The organism is Bacillus sp. EU55 (assembly GCF_038005925.1).
GTDB classification, from domain to species: Bacteria; Bacillota; Bacilli; order Bacillales; family Bacillaceae; genus Bacillus; species Bacillus velezensis.
Map to the genome: position 1 here is coordinate 3,065,661 of NZ_JBBOUE010000001.1, position 19,924 is coordinate 3,085,584.

Sequence of the window (19,924 nt, forward strand, 5' to 3'; positions counted from 1 at the left end):
GCTTCAATAAAATCAAGACGTTTCTCCCTCTACTTTACTATAAACAAACGGCAATATCACTTTTTTGCACTTCGTCGCACGAAAAAAAAGCCGTCTTTACAGACAGCTTAATTTTCTGAAGGAGCAGAGGCTTCCTCCATGCCGACATAACCGCTTTCGTATGCCTCTGAGATGAGCCTGGCCGTTTCTTCACTTTCTTTTTCATCATAGATGTAACGGTCTTGTTCTTTGCGCATTCCTTCTGCCTCCCATCTTTATAGATGTAGGGTGTCTGATATAACGGGAAAATATGAAGGAAATTTCAGCAAATTAAATGCCGGCGCAGGCTTTTGCTTTTACGAGCGCCTGTTCTACCTGCTGAAAACCCGTTCCGCCGGCGCTCATTCTTTTTTCAACCGCATGATGCGGATCGAGCACGGTATAGATATCTTCTTCAAAGAGACTGCTGGCTTGAAGGAATTCTTCAAATGCCATATCACTTAAATAGATTCCTTTTTCAATGCAGCTGTACACAAGCTTGCCGACCACTTCATGCGCTTCTCTGAACGGCATGCCTTTTTTAGCTAAATAATCGGCAAGTTCCGTCGCATTTGAAAAATCTTGTTTTGTCGCTTGTTTCATGATGTCTTTGTTTACTTTCATCGTTTCAATCATGCCCGTGAAAATCTGAAGGCTTCCTTCAACGGTTTTCACCGTGTCAAACATGCCTTCTTTATCTTCCTGCAGGTCTTTGTTGTAAGCGAGCGGGAGCCCTTTCATAATCGTGAAAAGCCCCATCATATCACCGTATACGCGTCCGGTTTTACCGCGGATCAGCTCCGCCATGTCGGGGTTTTTCTTCTGCGGCATCATGCTGCTTCCCGTCGCATACGTATCATCCAGTTCAATGAATCTGAATTCCTGCGAGCACCATAGAATGATTTCTTCTGATAAACGTGAAAGGTGCATCATCAGCATGCTGCTGCCGCTTAAAAACTCGAGAATAAAATCTCTGTCACTGACTCCGTCAAGACTGTTCTCATAAATGGAGTCAAAACCGAGCAGATCCGCCGAATAGTTACGGTCTATCGGAAACGTAGTTCCGGCAAGCGCCCCGCATCCGAGCGGCGATATGTTAATCCGCTTCATAGCATCGCGAAAACGCTCTTTATCCCGTTCAAGCATCCAAAAATAAGCAAGCAGATGGTGGGCGAAAGAAATCGGCTGAGCCCGCTGTAAATGGGTGTACCCCGGCAGAATGGTCTCGACATTGGCCTCCGCTTTTTCGATCAGCGCTTTTTGGAACTGTTCAATCAGTACGATGATATGTGAGACATGATCTTTCAAATACAAATGCATGTCGGTCGCCACCTGGTCATTCCGGCTTCTGCCGGTATGGAGCTTGCCGCCTAGCGGTCCGATTTCTTCGATCAGCATTTTTTCAATATTCAAATGGATATCTTCATAATCAACAGAGAATTCAAGCGTCCCTTCCTCTGCTTTTTGCAGGAGGATCTGCAGCCCCTGTCGGATGGCGCCTTCTTCTTCTTCCGTCAGAATGCCGCATTTTTTCAGCATTGCCACATGAGCGAGAGACCCTGTAATATCCTCTTTGACTAAGTTTTGGTCGAATGTGATGGATGCGCCGAACTCATCGACCCACTTTTCCGGTGTTTTTTGAAAACGGCCTCCCCAAAGCTTCTTCATGCTTCAATCTGCTCCTTCTTTTTCACAATGCTGTTTACTTTTGTCGGCAGCCCCCAAAGCTCAATGAAACCGATTGCCGCGTGATGGTCAAACGCATCGTCTTTTGTATATGTCGCAAGTTTTTCATCGTAGAGTGAATATTCCGACTTACGTCCTTCTACAATGGCATGGCCTTTAAACAGCTTGACGCGCACGACGCCGGTGACGTGTTTTTGAGTTTCTTTCAAGAATGCAAGCAGCGCGTCTTTTAACGGCGAGAACCATAAACCGTTATAGATGATTTCAGACAGTTTTTGTTCAATTGCCGGTTTGAAATGGGCCACTTCTTTCACTAAAGTCAGATCCTCAAGCTCTTTGTGAGCCGTAATCAAAGTCATCGCGCCCGGGCACTCATAAACTTCACGGGACTTAATGCCGACCAGGCGGTTTTCCACATGGTCAATCCGGCCGATGCCGTGTTTTCCGGCAGTCTCGTTCAGCTTGAGAATTAAATCAGCGAGCGGGTAGGTTACGCCGTCGATTGAAACCGGAACACCGGCTTCAAATGCGATTTCGATGATTTCCGGAACGTCCGGCGTGTTTTCAAGAGATGCTGTCAGGTCATATGCCCCTTCAGGCGGCGCCGCCCACGGGTCTTCTAATATACCGCATTCATTGGCGCGTCCCCATAGGTTCTGATCGATGGAATAAGGGCTGTCAAGATTGATCGGAATCGGAATGCCCCGGCTTGCGGCATATTCAATTTCTTCTTCACGCGACCATTGCCACTCACGGACCGGAGCAATGACCTCCAGATCAGGATTTAATGATTTGATGGATACTTCGAAACGAACCTGATCGTTGCCTTTTCCCGTGCAGCCGTGCGCTACGGCCACCGCGTTTTCCTTTTCCGCGACTTCAACGAGTTTTTTCGCGATTAACGGACGGGATAATGCAGATACGAGCGGATACTTGCCTTCATACATTGTATGGGCCTGCATAGAAATAAGCGCGTACTCCCGTGCGAATTCTTCTTTCGCATCAATCACATAGGAATTTACGGCGCCTACTTCCAGCGCTTTTTGCTGAACGAATGCCAAATCCTTTCCTTCCCCTACATCTAAGCAGCAGGCAACAACATCGTATCCCTGTTCTTGCAGCCATTTTATCGCTACAGAAGTATCAAGACCTCCTGAGTATGCCAATACAACCTTTTTTTGTTCTGCCATGTTAAAAGCTCCCTTTGTATAAAAATTAGTTTTAATTAATAAAAATGCACTTTGTATGTATACACTGTAACAAGTAAATTCTGTTTTTTCAAGCCTTTTATAAAAAAAACCCCACCCAATTTTTTGAGCGGAGCAGAGCCTTTTTATACATTTATAAATCTTTTCGGATTTCCCGGAGCACATGGGGCAGTTCAGGAATAATCAGTTTACTCATCGCAAGCTTTACGGCGCCTGAGGAGCCGGGCGTGCAGAAGACTGCGGTATTTTGGATCACACCCGCTGCCGCTCTGGACAAAATGGCGGCGGAACCGATGTCCTCCGTATAGCTCAGCATGCGGAACAGCTCGCCGAATCCCGGGAGTTCTTTTGAAAACAGCGGCGTGACCGCTTCAATTGTGACATCCCTTTCGGCAATGCCCGTCCCTCCGTTTAACAGCACCGCATCTGTATATTCATCCATACAGCCGGATAAAACGGCTTTCTGCAATTCATCTTTTTCATCTTTAACAATGTCATAAGCGACCGTTTCAAATCCCGCTTCCCTGAGGAAGTCCATCATGACGCGCCCGCTTTTGTCGGTTTCTTTCGTTCTCGTGTCGCTGACTGTAATCACCTTGCAGCGCACCGCTGACGGTGCTTCTTGTTTATGTTCATGAACACTCATTGTTTCACCTCCTCGTTTATGTATTAAACATATCGTAACGTTTGATTCTAAGGCATTCAATAAAAAAGCACACCCTAAAAGGATGTGCTTTTTTCGATCATTACTGTGCAAGGCGGACAACGTCGCGTGCGATCATGACCTCTTCGTCAGTCGGAATGATCATGACTTTGACAGGAGAGTGAGGGTAGCTGATAAACGCTTCCTCGCCGCGCACGTTGTTCAGCGCAGGATCCCAATATACACCCATGAATTCTAAGCCGCGAAGCACGCGTTCTCTGACTTCAACGCTGTTTTCACCGATACCCGCAGTGAAAATAATCGCGTCAACGCCGCTCATTCTCGCAGCGTAAGAACCGATGTATTTATGGATTCTGCTTGCAAACACTTCAAGAGCCGTTTCCGCTCTTTCGTTTCCTTCTTTTGAAGCTTCCACGATATCGCGAAGGTCGCTGGAGAAACCGGATACGCCAAGCAGTCCGCTCTTTTTATTTAACGTATTTAATACTTCATCTGCCGTCTGATCCGTTTTTTCCATGATGTACGGAATCAATGCAGGGTCGATGTTTCCTGAACGTGTTCCCATCGCAACACCCGCAAGCGGTGTGAAGCCCATTGACGTATCAATGGATTTTCCGCCTTCTACGGCCGCGATACTTGCGCCGTTACCGAGGTGGCAGGAAATCAGACGCAAATCTTCAAGCGGGCGGCCGAGAAGCTCAGCTGCGCGCTGTGTCACGTATTTATGAGAAGTGCCGTGGAAACCGTATTTGCGGATGTCGTATTTCTCGTAGTATTCGTACGGTAGGCTGTACAGGTAAGATTGTTCAGGCATCGTTTGGTGGAACGCCGTATCAAACACTGCAACCGCAGGCACATTCGGAAGCACTTCTTTAAAGGCTTTAATGCCGACGATGTTAGCCGGGTTGTGAAGCGGCGCAAGTTCTGAAATCTCTTCAATCTCACGGATTGTTTCATCCGTAAGCAAAACAGAATCGCTGAATTTTTCTCCGCCGTGAACCACACGGTGGCCGATTCCGTCAATTTCATTTAAATCCTTTATAATACCGAATTCAGTCAGCTTGTGAAGCAGCATCTTCACCGCAACCGCATGATCCGGAATATCTGTCACTTCTGTATTTTTTTCGCCGTTAACAGAGATTGTGAAAACGCTGTCGGCGATACCGATCCGTTCTACTAAACCTTTTGTTAGCACCTTTTCTGAAGGCATTTCGAATAACTGAAATTTTAAAGATGAGCTTCCTGCGTTAATTGCAATAATTTTAGACATAAATGACGCTCCTATCAAAATTCTTCTTCGTTTGTTCGTTCTTTTTTCCCAGACCATAATTGCAGTCCAAAAAATATCTGACTTTTCCATTTAAACATTGTCAACTCAGCATTTCAAGTCAACATCCACATTGGCACCGCTTACAATATGAAGTCGATATTTTCTGATAAATTTTATTTGTGCCAAATGGACGGTACCGCCTTACGGAATGTTATTTTCTTTCCTTAATTTGTGTTATCGTCCTGATTTCCATTCATTTTAAAAAGCAAAAGCAGCGCGGGATTTTGCATCTCACACTGCTTTTTCGCCATTATTTTTCTTTTTGAATCCATTGATCCAATTTTGCCATCATCTCCCGCATCGCCTGCTGGTTCGCAAAGGAAGGAAGAGTCGCCAAAAGCGCTTGTTTCGGCGGCTTTGCATCTTCGCCTTTTTTCTGCAAGATTAAAATGCTCTTTGCCTGCGCTTCGTCTTTAAACATAGTAGCCGGCAGCTGAAGAAGGGCGTTGATATACACTTTTTCCGCAAAAAACCGCTTCAGTTTATCGCTTTGCGCGCTGTCAAACAGATGGTTCGGAATCATAAAAAATAAGTATCCGCCCGGTTTTGTATGTTTGACGCTCTGCTCAATAAATAAGTGGTGGGCAAATGAGTGGCCTTCATCCGCTTTCAGCTCAAACGCTTCAGCGCCTTCGTCATTCGGATAGTAGCCGACCGGCAAATCGCAGATGACTGCATCGGCCGGTTCGATAAATAACGGCTGAAGACTGTCCTGGCAGAACAGCTCCATTTCTTTTTCCTGCAGATTCGCCTGCGCATATGCGATCTTCAGAAGGACATCGTCGATTTCAATGCCGAAACTTTTTCCCGCTTTGTCAGAAAGCTGGTTTGCCGCGGTCAGCAGAAGATTTCCGGTGCCGCAGGCGGGGTCCAGCAATGTCAGGCCTTTTCGGCCGCCCGTAAATTTATTCACGAGGTAACTGATGAAAAGGCCGATCGTATCAGGCGTCATCTGTCTGTTCGGATGGGACTTATCTTTGAGCCCTTTTAAAATGGCGAGCTGGAACGCCTTGCGGATCCATTCATGCTCCCATTTTCTGAAGTCTGCTTTCGCGAGCAGGCTGTTAAGCTCGCCGGTTTGCTTTTCCTGAAGCGGAAGCTGGTCGGCCTTTTCAAGAAAATACATTTCTCCCGCTTCCGCAAGCCCCTCAATATAAGAAATCTGAAGGCCTTCTGCTATCACTTGGGCGGCTTCATCTAAAAGTTCATAAATCTGACCGACATGGTCGTGTTGCATGCTGTTTCCTCCTTGCCATGAAAAGAGCTCCGCGGCAGCACCCGGAGCTCTTTTTCTCTCTTTACTTGATTAACGCTTTTGCAGCTTCGATAGGCTTTTCATAATTCGGGTGGTTTGTCGCTTCGCTTACGTATTCCGCGTAAACGACTTTTCCGTCCTGATCAAGGACAAATACGGAACGCGCTAAAAGACGAAGTTCTTTGATGTGAACACCGAATGCTTCACCAAATGACATCTCTTTATGATCCGATAATGTTTCAACTTTATCAATTCCGTTCGCTCCGCACCAGCGCGCTTGTGCAAACGGAAGGTCGGCGCTGATTGTATAAACGTTCACATCACCGAGTTTTGCGGCTTCTTCGTTGAAGCGGCGTGTCTGCGCGTCACATACGCCTGTGTCAATGGAAGGAATAACGGATATGATCGTTACTTTCCCTTTCATATCTGCTAATGTCTTCTCTTCTAATCCGTTTGTCAGAACCGTGAAGTCAGGAGCTTGGTCACCCGGTTTCACTTCTTGTCCGATCAGCGTCACGGCTCCGCCTTTAAATGTAATTTCAGCCATTCTGATTCCTCCCTTTATCTATGTATAGCTCTATCATAGTCGAGTTTTATGCAAACTGCAAAGGTTATGCCGCATCGTAAAAAAAGCTAACTGCGGGCGGCAGTTAACTTTTCTGTTATAAATCGATATCCGTTCTTTTTTGGTTCCGGCCTTTTTCATTCTTTTTAAAAATATGCTGGATGCGTTCAATCGTTTGAGGCGCGGAGTCTAACAGTTTATCAATCAGGTGGGTGTTTTCGTCTAAATGAAGCATGCGCACGCCGTTTGTTCCGACAATCAGAAACGCAATCGGCGTAATGGATACTCCGCCGCCGCTTCCGCCGCCGAACGGGAGCTTCTGCTCTTTTCTTTCATCATCATCGGTTCTTTTTTCAGCCGGCTTTCCTCCAAACTCGCTTCCGCCCGCCGCAAATCCGAAGCCGACCTTTGAAACCGTTAAGATTACGCTGCCGTCAGGCGTTTCAACAGGATCGCCGATGATTGTATTCACGTCAATCATTTCTTTTAAATTTTCCATAGCGGTTTTCATTAAACCTTGAATGGGATGGTCTGCCATATGCGCTCCTCCTTAAACTGATGAATCATTCTTTGAAGCAACCGGAACCGGCTGTTTCTTTCGTATGATAGAAAGTCCGTTCCGCCCGTATTTGAGCAATTTGAAAGCTGCACCTATAAGATGTCCAAAACGAAAAAAGAATATACACTGCAAATGCGTCTTGGATGCAGGCACTTGAAAAGACGGAATGACTTCGCACACCGGTTTATGTATGAAACGCAGATGATCATACAGCATCGCCGTCAGGCCTCCCTTTACGGCCCACAATCCGCCGGCGGCGATTCCCGTAACGGCGGCGTCCTTTATTCCGATAACCGTCACCCATTCGAACTTCGTAACACGGACTCCCGCAAGAAATGAAGCGGCGATTTGGCGCATCTGAAAGACTTGGTGCAGAATCATTTCTATTCTGTGAATGCTCTGTTTGACATCTTCATATGTGATTTTTTTCTTCTCTTTTTTCTGACCTTTCATTTCTGATTTTGTGTCCTGTTTGACATCAATTGACGCGTCTTCGCTGTTTACTTTAATGACGGGCAGCGTTTTTTTAATACGGATCAGCCCGTATAAGGCCGAGAGTTTAAACGTCAGTTTGTCGTTATCTTTATCGTGAAGATATTCGAAAGTCAGATGGATTTTCATCCTCATGAGCAGCCAGGCCAAAATGAGAATGAGAATAACAGCTGCTGCGGCATATCCCATAAGCTTCACTTCCTTAGCAGCATTATCCCCAAAACCAAAAAAAATAAACCCGGACGTTTATTCCGGGTTTACTGCTTTTATTTGCGGTACAGCGCTTCGTGAATTACCGTTGTGTCGGCGATCAGATCATGAATGCCCTGCTTTTTGGGCGTAAACGCAATGACGATATAGAGAATCCAGATTTTATCGATATAACGCCCCACCGCTTCTCTGAAAATGACGGTGCTCCAAGTCAGCGGCTTTCCGGGCGTCAAAGAAGTGACCTTTAACCCGAAGACCATCTTGCCGAGTGTCTGATGAAACCATTTCGTCATGAACACAAAATAGGCGAGGTAGACGATCAGGGTTGTGACGGAATAAGCTGAGATTGTAAACATTCCGCTTGTTGCCGGGAGCTTCATCAGCGTGAAAATCGGTGAAACGATGAGATGGTTAAGTCCCCAGACCACCAGCCAATCAAGAAGAAACGCCCAAAACCTGATCCAAAAGCCCGCATATGCCTGCTCGGGCGCCCTCTGTTGTTCGGCTTCCTCTTCTTTGCCGTGAAAGCCTTCGTAAGTCGCGTCCATTCTTTCTTCCCCCCTACTTTGCATAGAGATACATCATCCGCGGCGAACCGGATTGCGAAATGAGTTCTTTCATATTCAGAAAATCAATTTCGCTTTTAAACATTTTCGCTGCGCTCATGGAAAAGAGCGAGCCTAATCCGAATCCTTCCTCGTATGTGATGACTGAAGCGTTTTTCATATTTTTATGGTCCTTTTTCATCGCGCTGATCGTATCATCGTAAAAACCGAGCTCATCAACGAGGCCGATTTTTTTCGCTTGTCTGCCGTCGTAAACACGGCCGTCGGCAATTTTTTTCACATCCGCTTTTGACATGTGCCGGCCTTTTGAAATGACATTGACAAATCCTTCATAAGAATCGTTTACCATTGTCTGCATGATCTTTCTTTCTTCCTTCGTCATGTCGCGGGTCGGGGACATGATGTCTTTATGCGCGCCGCTTTTAATGGTTTCAAACTTGATGCCGAGTTCATCGGCGAGCTTGGAATAATTGACACTTTCCATGATGACGCCCAGTGAACCCGTGAGCGTTTCCGGTGAAGCATAGATTTTATCGGCGGCCGTTGAAATATAGTAGCCTCCCGATGCCGCCATGGAGCCCATGGATACATAAATCGGTTTCTTCGTTTCTTTCTTTAGTTCTTCCAGTTTTTTATGTATTTCCGCGCTTTCGTACACGCCTCCGCCAGGGGAATTGATTTTCAGCACAATTCCTTTGACGCTTTTGTCTTCTTTCGCACGCTCAACCTGTTTTAAAAATGATCTGTGATCATACCCGCCTGAGCTGAGCAGGCCAGCGGACCCGCCGTTATCCTCAATCGTGCCGTCCACTTCAAGCACGGCGATTTTACTGCCGGGGCTGCCCTTATCCAGCGTCACTTCCTCTGTGTCATCTGTCAGTGATGCAAAGTCAGACCCTGTATCTCCGATATTCTTCAGCACCCCGACGGTCACACTTGCAATGACTGATACGCCGAAAATGCCGAGCGCGATGACGAGCGCAATCCATCTTTTTGCATTCATTTGTTCTCCTCCTTTTCTGTCAATATTCGTACGTTCCCCCGTAAAAAAAGATTCATTTTTTTCATGAAGCGCTTTCCCTTACCGGATAAACAGGAAACATGTTACACTATTGCCACAGGTATTTTAACACAATACCTGCTGGGAGAAAAACGTAAATATGACAGCAAAGGGGAATGGGGATATGACCGATCTTCGCCGCAATGTTTATTTTTTTCACAAACAAAACAACGAAACAAAAGAACAAGTCAGCTCTTTGAAGCAGCTTGCTGAATCGCACGGTTTTACAGTTGCGGCTCAACCGGAGGATGCCGGAATTATCGCCAGCATCGGCAGCGACGGCTCATTTCTGCAAGCCGTCAGAAAAACCGGATTCCGTGATGACTGCCTGTATGTCGGCATCGCTAAAAAAGGGAAAGCCCATTTGTACTGTGATTTTCACAGCGATGAGCCTGAAAAAATGGCGGCCAGCATGACCGCGGAACAGCTTGAGGTCAGAAAATACCCGCTCATTCACGTAACGGTGGACGGCAGCAATCATTTTCACTGTTTAAACGAGGTTTCCATCCGTTCAAGCATTATTAAAACGTTTGTGATGGATGTGTTAATTGATGATCTTCATTTTGAGACGTTCAGAGGGGACGGGATGATCATTTCCACCCCGACGGGCAGCACCGCCTACAATAAATCTGTTTCAGGCGCCGTTGTTGATCCTTTGATTTCCTGCATGCAGGTATCCGAACTGGCGTCGTTGAACAACAACACATACCGTACACTCGGATCTCCGTTTATTTTAAGCTCAGACCGGAAGCTGACACTGCAGGTGGTGCAAGACGGCAATGAGCATCCGATTATCGGGCTTGACAATGAAGCGCTCAGCACGCGGAATGTCAAAAAGGTTGAGATTAGACTATCCGATAAAAAAATCAAAACGGTGAAACTGAAAGACAACTCTTTCTGGGAAAAAGTAAAACGATCATTTTTATCATAAAAAAAGAGGACAGGCATCACTGCCTGTCCTCTTTTTCATATACGATACGGCCGCCGACGACGGTTTTGACCGCTTCCAATTCATGAAGCTTTTTCGGGTCCGTCATGAACGGATCACCGCTGAGTACGGTAAAGTCGGCATCATAGCCGGGGGCGATCCGTCCGCGGCTATGTTCTTTATGGATGATGGCCGCGCTTCCCTCCGTGTAAAGCTGAATGGCTTCGTACACGGTCAGGCACTCTTTTTCATAATAGGCCGGACCTTCCGGGTGCTGCTTGCTTGTACGGAGCACAGCCGATTGAATGCCCAGAAGCGGATCGGCCGGCTCAATCGGGGCATCTGAACCTCCGGCGCACAGCAGCCCTTTTGACAGCAGTGTTTTCCAGGCGAAAGCCGTTTTCATCCGCTCTTCTCCGAGCCGGTCAATCACCCACGGAAAATCACTGGCCACAAAATGCGGCTGAAGATCAAGTCCGATCGGCAGCCGGGCGGCTCTTTCAATCAATCCGTCATCTAATACTTGCGCATGAATGAGCCTGTCTAGCTGTCCGGGCTTTGCCGGGTATCTTTCGATAACATCCAGCACCTTTTCAAATGCAAGGTCGCCAATCGCGTGCACGGCAATCTCCATCCCTTTCTCTCTCGCTTTATAAACAAGAGCGGCAAGGGTTTCGTCATCATGCACCTGAACGCCGGAGACTGACGGATCATCGTGATAAGGCTTTTTCAATAGAGCGGTTCTGCCGCCGAGCGCGCCGTCAGCAAAAATTTTCATCGCTCCGTATTCCAGATAAGGTCCGATCGATTTATCCAGAGCGCTCCAGCTGTCGACGGCTTCGTGATGTACGAGCAGATGGGCGCGAAAAGGATAAAGGCCGCTGCCGGTTAACGACTCGTACGCGGCAACGGGAATGGACGCGTCTCCGTAGTATGCCAGATCTTCTGAATGCCCGCCGGTCAGGCCTTTTGACCAGCAGTCCGTAATCGCCGTTTGAAGCGCGCGTTTGACATAGTGAAGTGAGACGGGCGGCAGGGCCTGTGTCACAAGCTCTTGGGCTTTATCCAGCAGGAGGCCTGTCGGACCGGTTCCGTCCCGGACGATAATCCCGCCGTTTGGATCAGGTGTTTCGTTTGTAATTCCCGCCGCGCGCAATGCGGCCGAATTAATCGCCGCGGCGTGACGGCATACCCGCTTCAGCAGGACGGGGCGGTCGGGAAAGAGCGGGTCAAGGTCATGCTTCGTGACGTAAACCGGCCGTTCAAACAGATTTTCATCCCAGCCTTCGCCGATCAGCCATTCGCCATCTTCCAATTCACGCTCTGCTTCTTTTGCAGCCCGCAGTATCGCTTCTTTTGACGTCAGCTGCGACAAATCGAGGCGAAGCTGTTTTTCCCCGTGCCCGATTAAATGCATATGACTGTCCGTAAAACCCGGGAACATGACAGCCCCATATAAATCGATTTCCTCCGTATCAGGCGAACCGTATGTTCCTTGGAGCTCCCGGAAGCTGCCCGTCTGCCTGACGACGCCTTCTTCGGTATAAACAGCTTCAGTGACATGATTCTTGTCCAGCATTGTATAGATGGTGCCGCCGTGCCAAATCGCTTTCATCCCCGCTCACCCTTTATCCTGTATTATGCTTTTTTATCAGCCTTCAGCCGTTCTTCACGCTGTCTCAGCTCCACACGTCTGATTTTTGCGGACGCCGTTTTCGGCAGGCTTTCGACAAACTCAATTTCTCTCGGATATTTGTAAGGCGCCGTAATCGTTTTTACGTGGTTTTGCAGTTCTTTGACAAGTTCGTCACTGCGCTTTTCATCGTCTTGTAAAACGACATAAGCTTTTACGATTGAACCTCTGATTTCATCCGGGCTCGCCACGACGGCACATTCTTTCACTTCCGGATGCTTCACGAGCGCATCCTCTACTTCAAAAGGCCCGATTGTATATCCGGAGCTGACGATGATGTCATCATTGCGGCTTTCAAACCAAAAGTAGCCGTCCTCGTCTTTTTTCGCGCGGTCTCCTGTAAGAAAGTAATCTCCGCGAATCTGCTTTTTCGTTCTTTCGGGATCTTTATAATATTCCTTGAATAAGGCCGGTGTGCTCAAATGCACGGCGATATCGCCCGTTTCGCCAGTTTCGCATATTTCGCCTTTATCGTTTATAATCTCCACTTGATTTCCAGGGGTCGGTTTGCCCATGCTTCCCGGCTTAATATCCATGTCCTTCAGGACGCCGACTAACAGGGTGCTCTCCGTTTGGCCGTATCCGTCTCTCACTTTAATGCCGAAATGCTTCCGGAATACGTCAATGACTTCCCGGTTTAATGGCTCACCAGCAGAAACTGCGCTGTGAAGGGCAGAAAGATCATATTTGTCCAACTCCTCCACTTTTGCCATCAGGCGGTATTCCGTCGGGGTACAGCAGAAGACATTTACTTGATGGCGCTCCAGCAGCTCTAAATACGTCTTGGCGTTGAATCTGCCGTGATAAATGACTCCTGTCGCGCCGCTTCCCAGAATTGCGAGCAGCGGGCTCCACACCCATTTCTGCCAGCCGGGCGCCGCGGTGGCCCACACTGTATCGTCTTCAGAAATATCCAGCCATGCACCGGCTGATGTTTTTAAATGGGCAAAGGCCCAGCCGTGTGTATGTACAACGCCTTTAGGCTGGCCGGTCGTGCCTGAAGTATAGGACAAAAACGCCATATCTTCTCTTGTTGTATCAGCTGTTTGAAAACTGTCTCCGTCCGCTTCAATCGTTAGGAGGTTTTTCCAGCCGGCATCATTTTCACCGATTGACAATGTCACCAGCTGCCCGGTATTCACCTCGTCAAACGCGTTTATAAATGAAGGATAAACGATAGCGCCTTTCACTTCGGCGTGTTTGATCCGGTATTCAAGGTCTTTGGCGCGCAGCATTTCCGAGCAAGGAATGACGACCATCCCAGCTTTTAAGATCGCTAAATAAACGGCATACGCTTCAAGCACTCTCGGAACCATGACAATCAGCTTATCGCCTTTTTCAAATCCGAGACCTTTCAGGCGGGCTCCGATTTTATTCGTTTCTTCCATCAATTTTTCATACGTCCAGACTTTCTTGCCGCCTGTTTGATCTTCCCAAATAAGCGCGTTCTTCTCTTTGGAACGGCTGAACTTTTCGATTTCATTTACAAGGTTATAGTTCTTTGGGGCGATTAAATCTTCTCGTTTTAACACGAACAACTCCTCACTTTCTTTCCCCATTATACATAAACATAGGCCATTACAATAAAAATATGCATAAATTGCTTCCCGCCTTCTATCTATACTCATGAAAAAAGAGCGGGGAATTCCCCGCTCTCTTAGCCATTATGTGAAGTTGTGATTAAAACTGCTGCTGGCTGCTTCCGCCCATGCTTTGCTGAGCAAAAGAGACAAGACGTTTTGTGATTTCTCCACCGACAGAACCGTTGGCGCGAGAAGTTGTTTCCGGTCCAAGGTTTACACCGAATTCAGAAGCGATTTCATACTTCATTTGGTCGATAGCTTGAGCAGCGCCTGGCACTAAAAGCTGGTTGCTGTTTCCGCTGTTTGATTGTTGTGACATGTGTATCACCTCCTTGTGAGTATAGAATGTGATAAAACACATGTCTTCATTCAAAAAAACTTTGGTAATTGTATACAGTTTTAAAACAGGCCGGCAAACTTATCGTGAGCTTCCTGCTCTGAGTAAACAGTGATGGTTTCGATGCCCGCAGCGGCCTCTGCAATCAGCGGTTCAAAATCAACGAAGCTTTCGAAGTGCTCGATTTTTTCTTTTTTCGGGCGTGTTTTCGGACTTGGCGGCGTAAAGATGGTGCAGCAGTCCTCAAACGGCTGAATGCTTGTTTCATACGTGCCGATTTCTTTTGATTTCTCGATGATTTCTGTTTTGTCCATTCCGATTAAAGGGCGCAAAACCGGCGTTGCCGTCACGGCATTGATCGCATACATGCTTTCAAGCGTCTGGCTCGCTACCTGCCCGAGGCTTTCTCCCGTAATGATCGCGAGCGCTTTCCGTTCTTCTCTGATTCTGTCCGCGATTTGCAGCATAAGACGCCGCGTCGCCGTCATCGTATAGTTCTCCGGGATTTGTTTTTGGATGAGTTCCTGCGTCTTTGTAAACGGCACGATATGAAGCGTCATACTGCCGCCGAACTTCGCGAGGCATCCCGCGAGATCCATGACTTTCTGCTTTGCCCGTTCACTCGTATACGGCGGACTGAAGAAATGTACGGCTTCAACTGATAATCCCCGTTTCATCGCGTAAAAACCGGCGACCGGACTGTCAAAACCGCCGGAAAGCATCAGGATCGCTTTACCCGCGGAACCGACAGGAAGGCCTCCGGCGCCTTTTTCGTTACGAATGGTCAGGAATGTCGCTTCCTCCCTGATTTCAATCCGAAGCGGAATATCGGGATGTTTCACATCGACGGTTAATCCATCCGTGTTTTTCAAAATATGGCCGCCGATTTCAGCGTTCATCGCATTCGTATCTAATTCAAACTGTTTGTAAGCCCGTTTGGTCTCGACCTTAAACGTATTCCCCGGTTTATATTCGCCTTCTATCGCGGCTAAAGCCGTTTTTTTAATGTCTTCCAGCTTGCTTTCGCATTTAATTGCGAGACTAAAGCTTTGAATGCCGAATATATTCTTTAATAAGGAACAAATTTCCTCCGGGTTTTCTCCATTAAGTGTAATTGACATCCGGTCCCGGTTTGAAAAGTATTTTACTTTTTTATAATCCTTTAATACCAGGCGGATATTCTGTTTTAATCTTTCAATAAAACTGCGTCTGTTTTTTCCTTTTGTGGATATTTCACCAAAACGGATTAAAATATGATCGTAATTCATATGCTACCTCATCATTTTTTTTAGTTTTTGAACAGCCGGCGCCAGCGCGGCCATAAACGGCTCCGTGATGTCAGCCGTATGGCTGAAGTTCAGGCTGACTCTGATGCTGCTTGATGCAATCTGTTCGCCTTTATTCATTTGCAGAAGCACACGGCTCGGTTTGTGCTCTCTTGCCGAACATGCCGCGGTTGTGGAGACATATATTCCTTTTTCATCAAGCATGTGCAGCAGCACTTCCGCCTTCACGCCCGGCACGGAAAAATTAATGATATGCGGCGCGCTGTTTTCGGCGGGGGTGTTGATGACGACCCCGTCCGTCCCGCTCAGCCTTTCCATGAGCGCATTCTTGGCAGCCTCCACGGAAGAAAGCCGCTCGTTCATGTCACGCGCGGAAAGATTGATCGCTTTCGCAAGGGAAACGGCGCCTGCCGTGTGTTCCGTTCCGGCACGGACGCCTTTTTGCTGCGAGCCTCCCGTTATAAGCGGAATGAGCCGCGTTCCTTTTTTGACGATAAGCGCTCCGGTCCCTTTTAGGCCGTGAAACTTATGCCCTGAAACGGTGCAAAGGTCAATGCCCGCTTCTTCTATAGACAGAGGAACTTTATGAATGCCCTGCACATGATCAACATGAAACAGAATATTCCGGTGCTGCTTCAAAAACCCGCCGATTTCCTTTACGGGCTGAATGGAGCCGACTTCGTTATTGACATGCATGACGCTGACGATTATCGTATCCGGCCTGATAGCCGATTTGACGTCTTTCAAAGAAACGAAGCCGTTTTGATCGGCCGGAAGATATGTGACTTCAAAGCCGAACAGCTCTGTCAGCTGATCAAGCGTCTCCGTCACAGAAGGATGCTCAATCGCCGAAGCAATAATATGTCTTCCTTTACTCATGTTTGCCCAGGCTGCTCCCTTTAACGCATCGTTATTCGCTTCAGTCGCGCCTGATGTAAATACAATATCATAATTTTTTAAACGCAAGGTTTTTTTTATTTGCTGAGCGGCCGCTTCAAGGAGCTGTTCCGTCTCAGTTCCTAACTGGTGCAGAGACGAAGGATTGCCGAAATACCGGCTGCTCGTCTGTTTGTACACATCCAATACCTCTTCATACGGCTCGGTCGTTGAGCTGTTGTCTAAATATATCATTTTTTTTACTCCTTTAATGAAAACGGTACATCGTATGATATTTATGCTACCATAACAAAAGTAAATATAAATTCGCAATAAATCGAGTATTGACTTATCTGTACATTGCCATATAATAAGTAATGTTCGTTTTGTTATATTATCTGACAATTAATTGACAGAATATTTCAACATAGTATTTAGGAGGATTTTTATGAAACACTCACTACCTGTCAAAGATACCGTTATTATCGGTTTCATGCTTTTCGCACTTTTTTTCGGGGCAGGAAATATGATATATCCGCCGGAGCTCGGGCAAGCGGCGGGGCATAATGTCTGGAAAGCGATGGGCGGTTTCTTACTGACCGGCGTAGGTCTGCCGCTTTTGGGTATTATCGCCATCGCATTAACGGGCAAAGACGCGAAAGGGCTTGCCGATAAAGCTCATCCGGTATTCGGGACTATTTTCACCGTTGTGCTTTATTTATCAATCGGGCCGCTTTTCGCGATTCCGAGAACCGGAACCGTTTCATATGAAATCGGTGCAGTTCCGTTTTTAAGCGGCATTCCGGAAAGATTATCTTTATTTGTTTTCACGTTGATCTTTTTTTCTATTACGTATTATTTAGCTCTTAATCCTTCCAAAATCGTGGACAGAGTCGGAAAGATTTTGACTCCTATTAAATTCGGTATTATTCTAATCATCGTCGTAAAAGCCATTGTCACTCCGATGGGCGGGCTGGGCGCCGTACATCAGGCATATTCCGGAACGCCGGTGTTCAAAGGATTTTTGGAAGGCTATAAAACAATGGACGCGCTCGCCTCAATCGTCTTCGGCGTCGTTGTCGTCAACGCTGTTAAAAGCAGGGGCGTCACCCAGCGTAAAGCGCTCGCCGCCGCTTGTATTAAAGCGGGTCTGATTGCAGCGGCAGGTTTGACATTCATTTATTTATCTTTGGCCTATTTGGGAGCGACAAGCACGGACGCTGTGGGGCCGCTCGGCGAAGGCGCAAAGATTTTATCAGCTTCATCTGATTACCTGTTCGGTTCACTGGGAAACATCATTCTCGGCGCCGCCATCACCGTTGCGTGTTTAACGACAAGCATCGGGCTTGTCACATCTTGCGGTGAATATTTTTCAAAATTGATTCCCGCTTTATCATACAAAATGGTGGTTACGATTGTCACGCTGTTCAGTCTGGCGATTTCAAATTTCGGACTTGCTGAGATTATTGCATTTTCAGTTCCTATTTTATCAGCCATTTACCCGCTGGCGATTGTCATTATCGTCCTTTCCTTTATTGATAAAATCTTTAAGGAAAGACGGGAAGTCTATATCGCCTGCCTGATCGGAACGGGGCTGTTCAGTATCCTGGACGGCTTGAAGGCAGCCGGCATTCCGCTCGGATCATTAGATTCATTCTTAAACGCAAATCTTCCGCTTTACAGCATGGGAATCGGCTGGGTGCTTCCGGGCATTGCCGGAGCGATCATCGGCTGCATTATCACGTTTTTTACCAGCCCGCCCATCGAATTAAATAAAGCAAAATCGTAACATTCAGCGCTTGCGGCTTGACGTATATCAGCCGCAGGCGCTTTTTATATTCCGTGAGAAACTAAAAAACTGCACCTCTGATTTCCATCAGGGTGCAGTTTTTGCTTATGCGTCTATGAAGCAGATTGATCAGCTTTAATTTTTTTCACGGCGCCGGGAGCTGCTTTTTCAACAGCATCTGCCGCCATCTCATAAGCTTCATTATAGCTGTAAGCGTAAAACAGCCGTTCCGCTTCTTTCAGCTGTTCGGATAAAATATGATTCTGGCTTCGGAAGCGGTTGCCGTACTGGATGATCCGCTCAATCAGCTTCACCTGAATCACAAGATCTTCCGCCTCTTCGCTGACTTCCTCAACCACCTTTTCGGCTTCGGCCAGATGTTTGGCGGCTTCCTCCATGTTCAGCGGCAGCACTTCCAATTGGCTGACGGTTTCTTCTATATGATGATTTGCCGTCTCGAGCTTGTCCTTGACTTGTTCAGGAATTCCCGGCACGTTGCTTTTTTGCAGCATTCGGGCCGTGTCAGAAATGGTTTTCCGAAGATGCATCAGCGTTTCCCGCGCCTGCAGTTCTTCTTTTCTGAGCGCCTGCAGATTTTCACGGTATTCGGCATGTTCTTTCTGAGCCTCTTCCATCTGCTTTTCGATGGCCTCGACTTCTTCAATCAGCAGCGAGTAAGCGACATGCTCACCGTCAAGCTTTTCTCTCGCCTGCTCAAGGAGCCGGCCGATCGTTTCCAGCTGTTTTTCGAAGGCATGCTGTCTGCCGATTTCACCCGCCGTCAGCTGATAGCTTTCCTTGACGAGCTCCGTTTCGGTTTTTGTGCGGTCTTTTTCTTCCTCAAGCTTCTCATACGCGATGATCAGCTCAGGCATTTTGCTTAATACGGACTGTCCGGCTTCCACTTCGCCTTCCAGCTGGTCATACATCGATTGAATGGTTTCATCAATCAGCTGAAGAATGGCGGACGCTTCGTCGACATCCAATTCTTCCAAAAGCGCGTTTTCGGCCCGTTTCAATTGATTTGTGAGTGTATCCAGCTCTTTTTCGATTTGAATATGCTCCAATTTGTAGCCTTTTTCCGTCATTTCCCGGTAGCCGTCTTTCAGCTTGGCAATTTGGTTCGGCACAGTCTGTTTACAGTCCGCAAGCAGTTTCGGAACGTCATCTATGTATGTCTGAAGCTGATCCAGTCTGCGGTCCTGTTCAAGCAGCACTTTTCTCGCTTTGATGTAATTGCCGCTTTCCGTCTCTTCTTCGAACTCTTTTATGCCGCTCCAGATTTCGTCGAGATCCGTCTCCAGGCTGTTATAAAGCTCTCCGTAGAGATGGCTGTACGCCAGAAGGTTTTTTCGCGCTTTTGAATACCGCTCACGCACCTGTTCAATCTCTCCGCGGCTTTTTTCCTCGCTCGTCACAAGGTCGCTGATCTCACGCAGTATGCCTTCTATATTTGATTCGGCTGCAGTGAGGAGGTCGTCGATGTGGACAAGCACCTGATTCGCTTTTTTAAAGCGGTATTTGTCGGCGTTCTCTTCGGCATCATAAAGGAGCTCTTCTACTTTCGGCAGATGGGCTGTGACAATTTCATCCCACTCCTCGCGCCATCTTTCAAAGAACTCTTCCGTCTCTCCGGTCATTTTCAGATGTTTGATCTTGGACATTTCTTCCACTATCGAACGGTTTAAAATTTCAATCTTCCATGACTCCAGCCGGTCAATTTCCGTATAAATTTTTTTCCTGAAAAAGTAGCCCGCCGCAAAGAGCGCGAGCAGTATAACCAATAATCCGATGACTAACTCCATAATGAGCCCCCTTG

At 47.2% G+C, this 19,924-nt stretch carries 19 protein-coding genes; 2 read left to right on the top strand and 17 right to left on the bottom strand.

The genetic code is table 11. From position 1 onward, the window contains the following. Positions 1 to 107: 107 nt before the first annotated feature. The 11 genes from NYE50_RS15545 to sppA all read right to left on the bottom strand — a co-directional run bounded on the left by NYE50_RS15545 (position 108) and on the right by sppA (position 9,556). Positions 108 to 236, bottom strand: coding sequence for a hypothetical protein (locus tag NYE50_RS15545; protein ID WP_007408056.1), 129 nt, complete (start codon positions 234 to 236; stop codon positions 108 to 110). Positions 237 to 309: 73 nt separating this feature from the next. Then, positions 310 to 1,686, bottom strand: coding sequence for an argininosuccinate lyase (gene argH / locus NYE50_RS15550; protein ID WP_159354465.1), 1,377 nt, complete (start codon positions 1,684 to 1,686; stop codon positions 310 to 312). Further along, positions 1,683 to 2,894: an argininosuccinate synthase gene (locus NYE50_RS15555; protein ID WP_003152428.1), complete on the bottom strand. Its 1,212-nt coding sequence runs from the start codon at positions 2,892 to 2,894 to the stop codon at positions 1,683 to 1,685. The genes argH and NYE50_RS15555 overlap by 4 nt, the downstream gene beginning before the upstream one ends. Before the next feature lie 151 nt (positions 2,895 to 3,045). Then, on the bottom strand, positions 3,046 to 3,558 hold the full coding sequence (locus NYE50_RS15560) for a MogA/MoaB family molybdenum cofactor biosynthesis protein (protein ID WP_007408054.1): 513 nt from the start codon (positions 3,556 to 3,558) through the stop codon (positions 3,046 to 3,048). A 100-nt stretch (positions 3,559 to 3,658) separates the two neighbouring features. Further along, the gene (locus NYE50_RS15565) at positions 3,659 to 4,846 is read right to left on the bottom strand and encodes an acetate kinase (protein WP_224988343.1); all 1,188 of its coding nucleotides are present in this window, start codon (positions 4,844 to 4,846) and stop codon (positions 3,659 to 3,661) included. A gap of 310 nt (positions 4,847 to 5,156) precedes the next feature. Further along, complete coding sequence (locus NYE50_RS15570) at positions 5,157 to 6,143, bottom strand: class I SAM-dependent methyltransferase (RefSeq protein WP_159354466.1); 987 nt, start codon at positions 6,141 to 6,143, stop codon at positions 5,157 to 5,159. A 61-nt stretch (positions 6,144 to 6,204) separates the two neighbouring features. Continuing rightward, the gene (gene tpx / locus NYE50_RS15575) at positions 6,205 to 6,708 is read right to left on the bottom strand and encodes a thiol peroxidase (RefSeq protein WP_007613091.1); all 504 of its coding nucleotides are present in this window, start codon (positions 6,706 to 6,708) and stop codon (positions 6,205 to 6,207) included. A 115-nt stretch (positions 6,709 to 6,823) separates the two neighbouring features. Beyond that, positions 6,824 to 7,264, bottom strand: coding sequence for a GerW family sporulation protein (gene ytfJ / locus NYE50_RS15580; RefSeq protein WP_159354467.1), 441 nt, complete (start codon positions 7,262 to 7,264; stop codon positions 6,824 to 6,826). 12 nt (positions 7,265 to 7,276) lie between these two features. Beyond that, the gene (locus NYE50_RS15585) at positions 7,277 to 7,966 is read right to left on the bottom strand and encodes a DUF2953 domain-containing protein (protein ID WP_015417997.1); all 690 of its coding nucleotides are present in this window, start codon (positions 7,964 to 7,966) and stop codon (positions 7,277 to 7,279) included. Between the two features lie 77 nt (positions 7,967 to 8,043). Further along, the gene (locus tag NYE50_RS15590) at positions 8,044 to 8,535 is read right to left on the bottom strand and encodes an RDD family protein (RefSeq protein ID WP_007408048.1); all 492 of its coding nucleotides are present in this window, start codon (positions 8,533 to 8,535) and stop codon (positions 8,044 to 8,046) included. 13 nt (positions 8,536 to 8,548) lie between these two features. Further along, the gene (gene sppA / locus NYE50_RS15595; protein ID WP_003152419.1) at positions 8,549 to 9,556 is read right to left on the bottom strand and encodes a signal peptide peptidase SppA; all 1,008 of its coding nucleotides are present in this window, start codon (positions 9,554 to 9,556) and stop codon (positions 8,549 to 8,551) included. A gap of 181 nt (positions 9,557 to 9,737) precedes the next feature. Here sppA and NYE50_RS15600 point away from each other — a divergent pair, with 181 nt between their 5' ends. Next, positions 9,738 to 10,544: an NAD kinase gene (locus NYE50_RS15600; protein WP_017418362.1), complete on the top strand. Its 807-nt coding sequence runs from the start codon at positions 9,738 to 9,740 to the stop codon at positions 10,542 to 10,544. Positions 10,545 to 10,560: 16 nt separating this feature from the next. On the opposite strand, the gene NYE50_RS15605 is transcribed toward NYE50_RS15600, so the two are convergent. The 5 genes from NYE50_RS15605 to NYE50_RS15625 form a co-directional block, all read right to left on the bottom strand. Then, entirely contained in the window at positions 10,561 to 12,156 is a 1,596-nt protein-coding gene (locus tag NYE50_RS15605; protein WP_159354468.1) for an amidohydrolase, read from the bottom strand. A 23-nt stretch (positions 12,157 to 12,179) separates the two neighbouring features. Next, on the bottom strand, positions 12,180 to 13,766 hold the full coding sequence (gene mbcS, locus NYE50_RS15610) for an acyl-CoA synthetase MbcS (protein WP_014418632.1): 1,587 nt from the start codon (positions 13,764 to 13,766) through the stop codon (positions 12,180 to 12,182). A 148-nt stretch (positions 13,767 to 13,914) separates the two neighbouring features. Further along, entirely contained in the window at positions 13,915 to 14,136 is a 222-nt protein-coding gene (locus NYE50_RS15615; RefSeq protein WP_007408043.1) for an alpha/beta-type small acid-soluble spore protein, read from the bottom strand. Positions 14,137 to 14,216: 80 nt separating this feature from the next. Then, positions 14,217 to 15,422: a tRNA uracil 4-sulfurtransferase ThiI gene (gene thiI / locus NYE50_RS15620; protein WP_224988341.1), complete on the bottom strand. Its 1,206-nt coding sequence runs from the start codon at positions 15,420 to 15,422 to the stop codon at positions 14,217 to 14,219. 3 nt (positions 15,423 to 15,425) lie between these two features. Further along, on the bottom strand, positions 15,426 to 16,571 hold the full coding sequence (locus tag NYE50_RS15625) for a cysteine desulfurase family protein (protein ID WP_224988339.1): 1,146 nt from the start codon (positions 16,569 to 16,571) through the stop codon (positions 15,426 to 15,428). Between the two features lie 193 nt (positions 16,572 to 16,764). Here NYE50_RS15625 and brnQ point away from each other — a divergent pair, with 193 nt between their 5' ends. Next, on the top strand, positions 16,765 to 18,105 hold the full coding sequence (gene brnQ, locus NYE50_RS15630; RefSeq protein WP_094296078.1) for a branched-chain amino acid transport system II carrier protein: 1,341 nt from the start codon (positions 16,765 to 16,767) through the stop codon (positions 18,103 to 18,105). Between the two features lie 113 nt (positions 18,106 to 18,218). Here the strand turns inward: brnQ and ezrA are convergent, their stop codons facing one another. Further along, positions 18,219 to 19,910 (bottom strand): septation ring formation regulator EzrA, encoded by a 1,692-nt coding sequence (gene ezrA, locus NYE50_RS15635; protein WP_022552829.1) that lies wholly within the window; start codon positions 19,908 to 19,910, stop codon positions 18,219 to 18,221. Positions 19,911 to 19,924 lie beyond the last annotated feature (14 nt).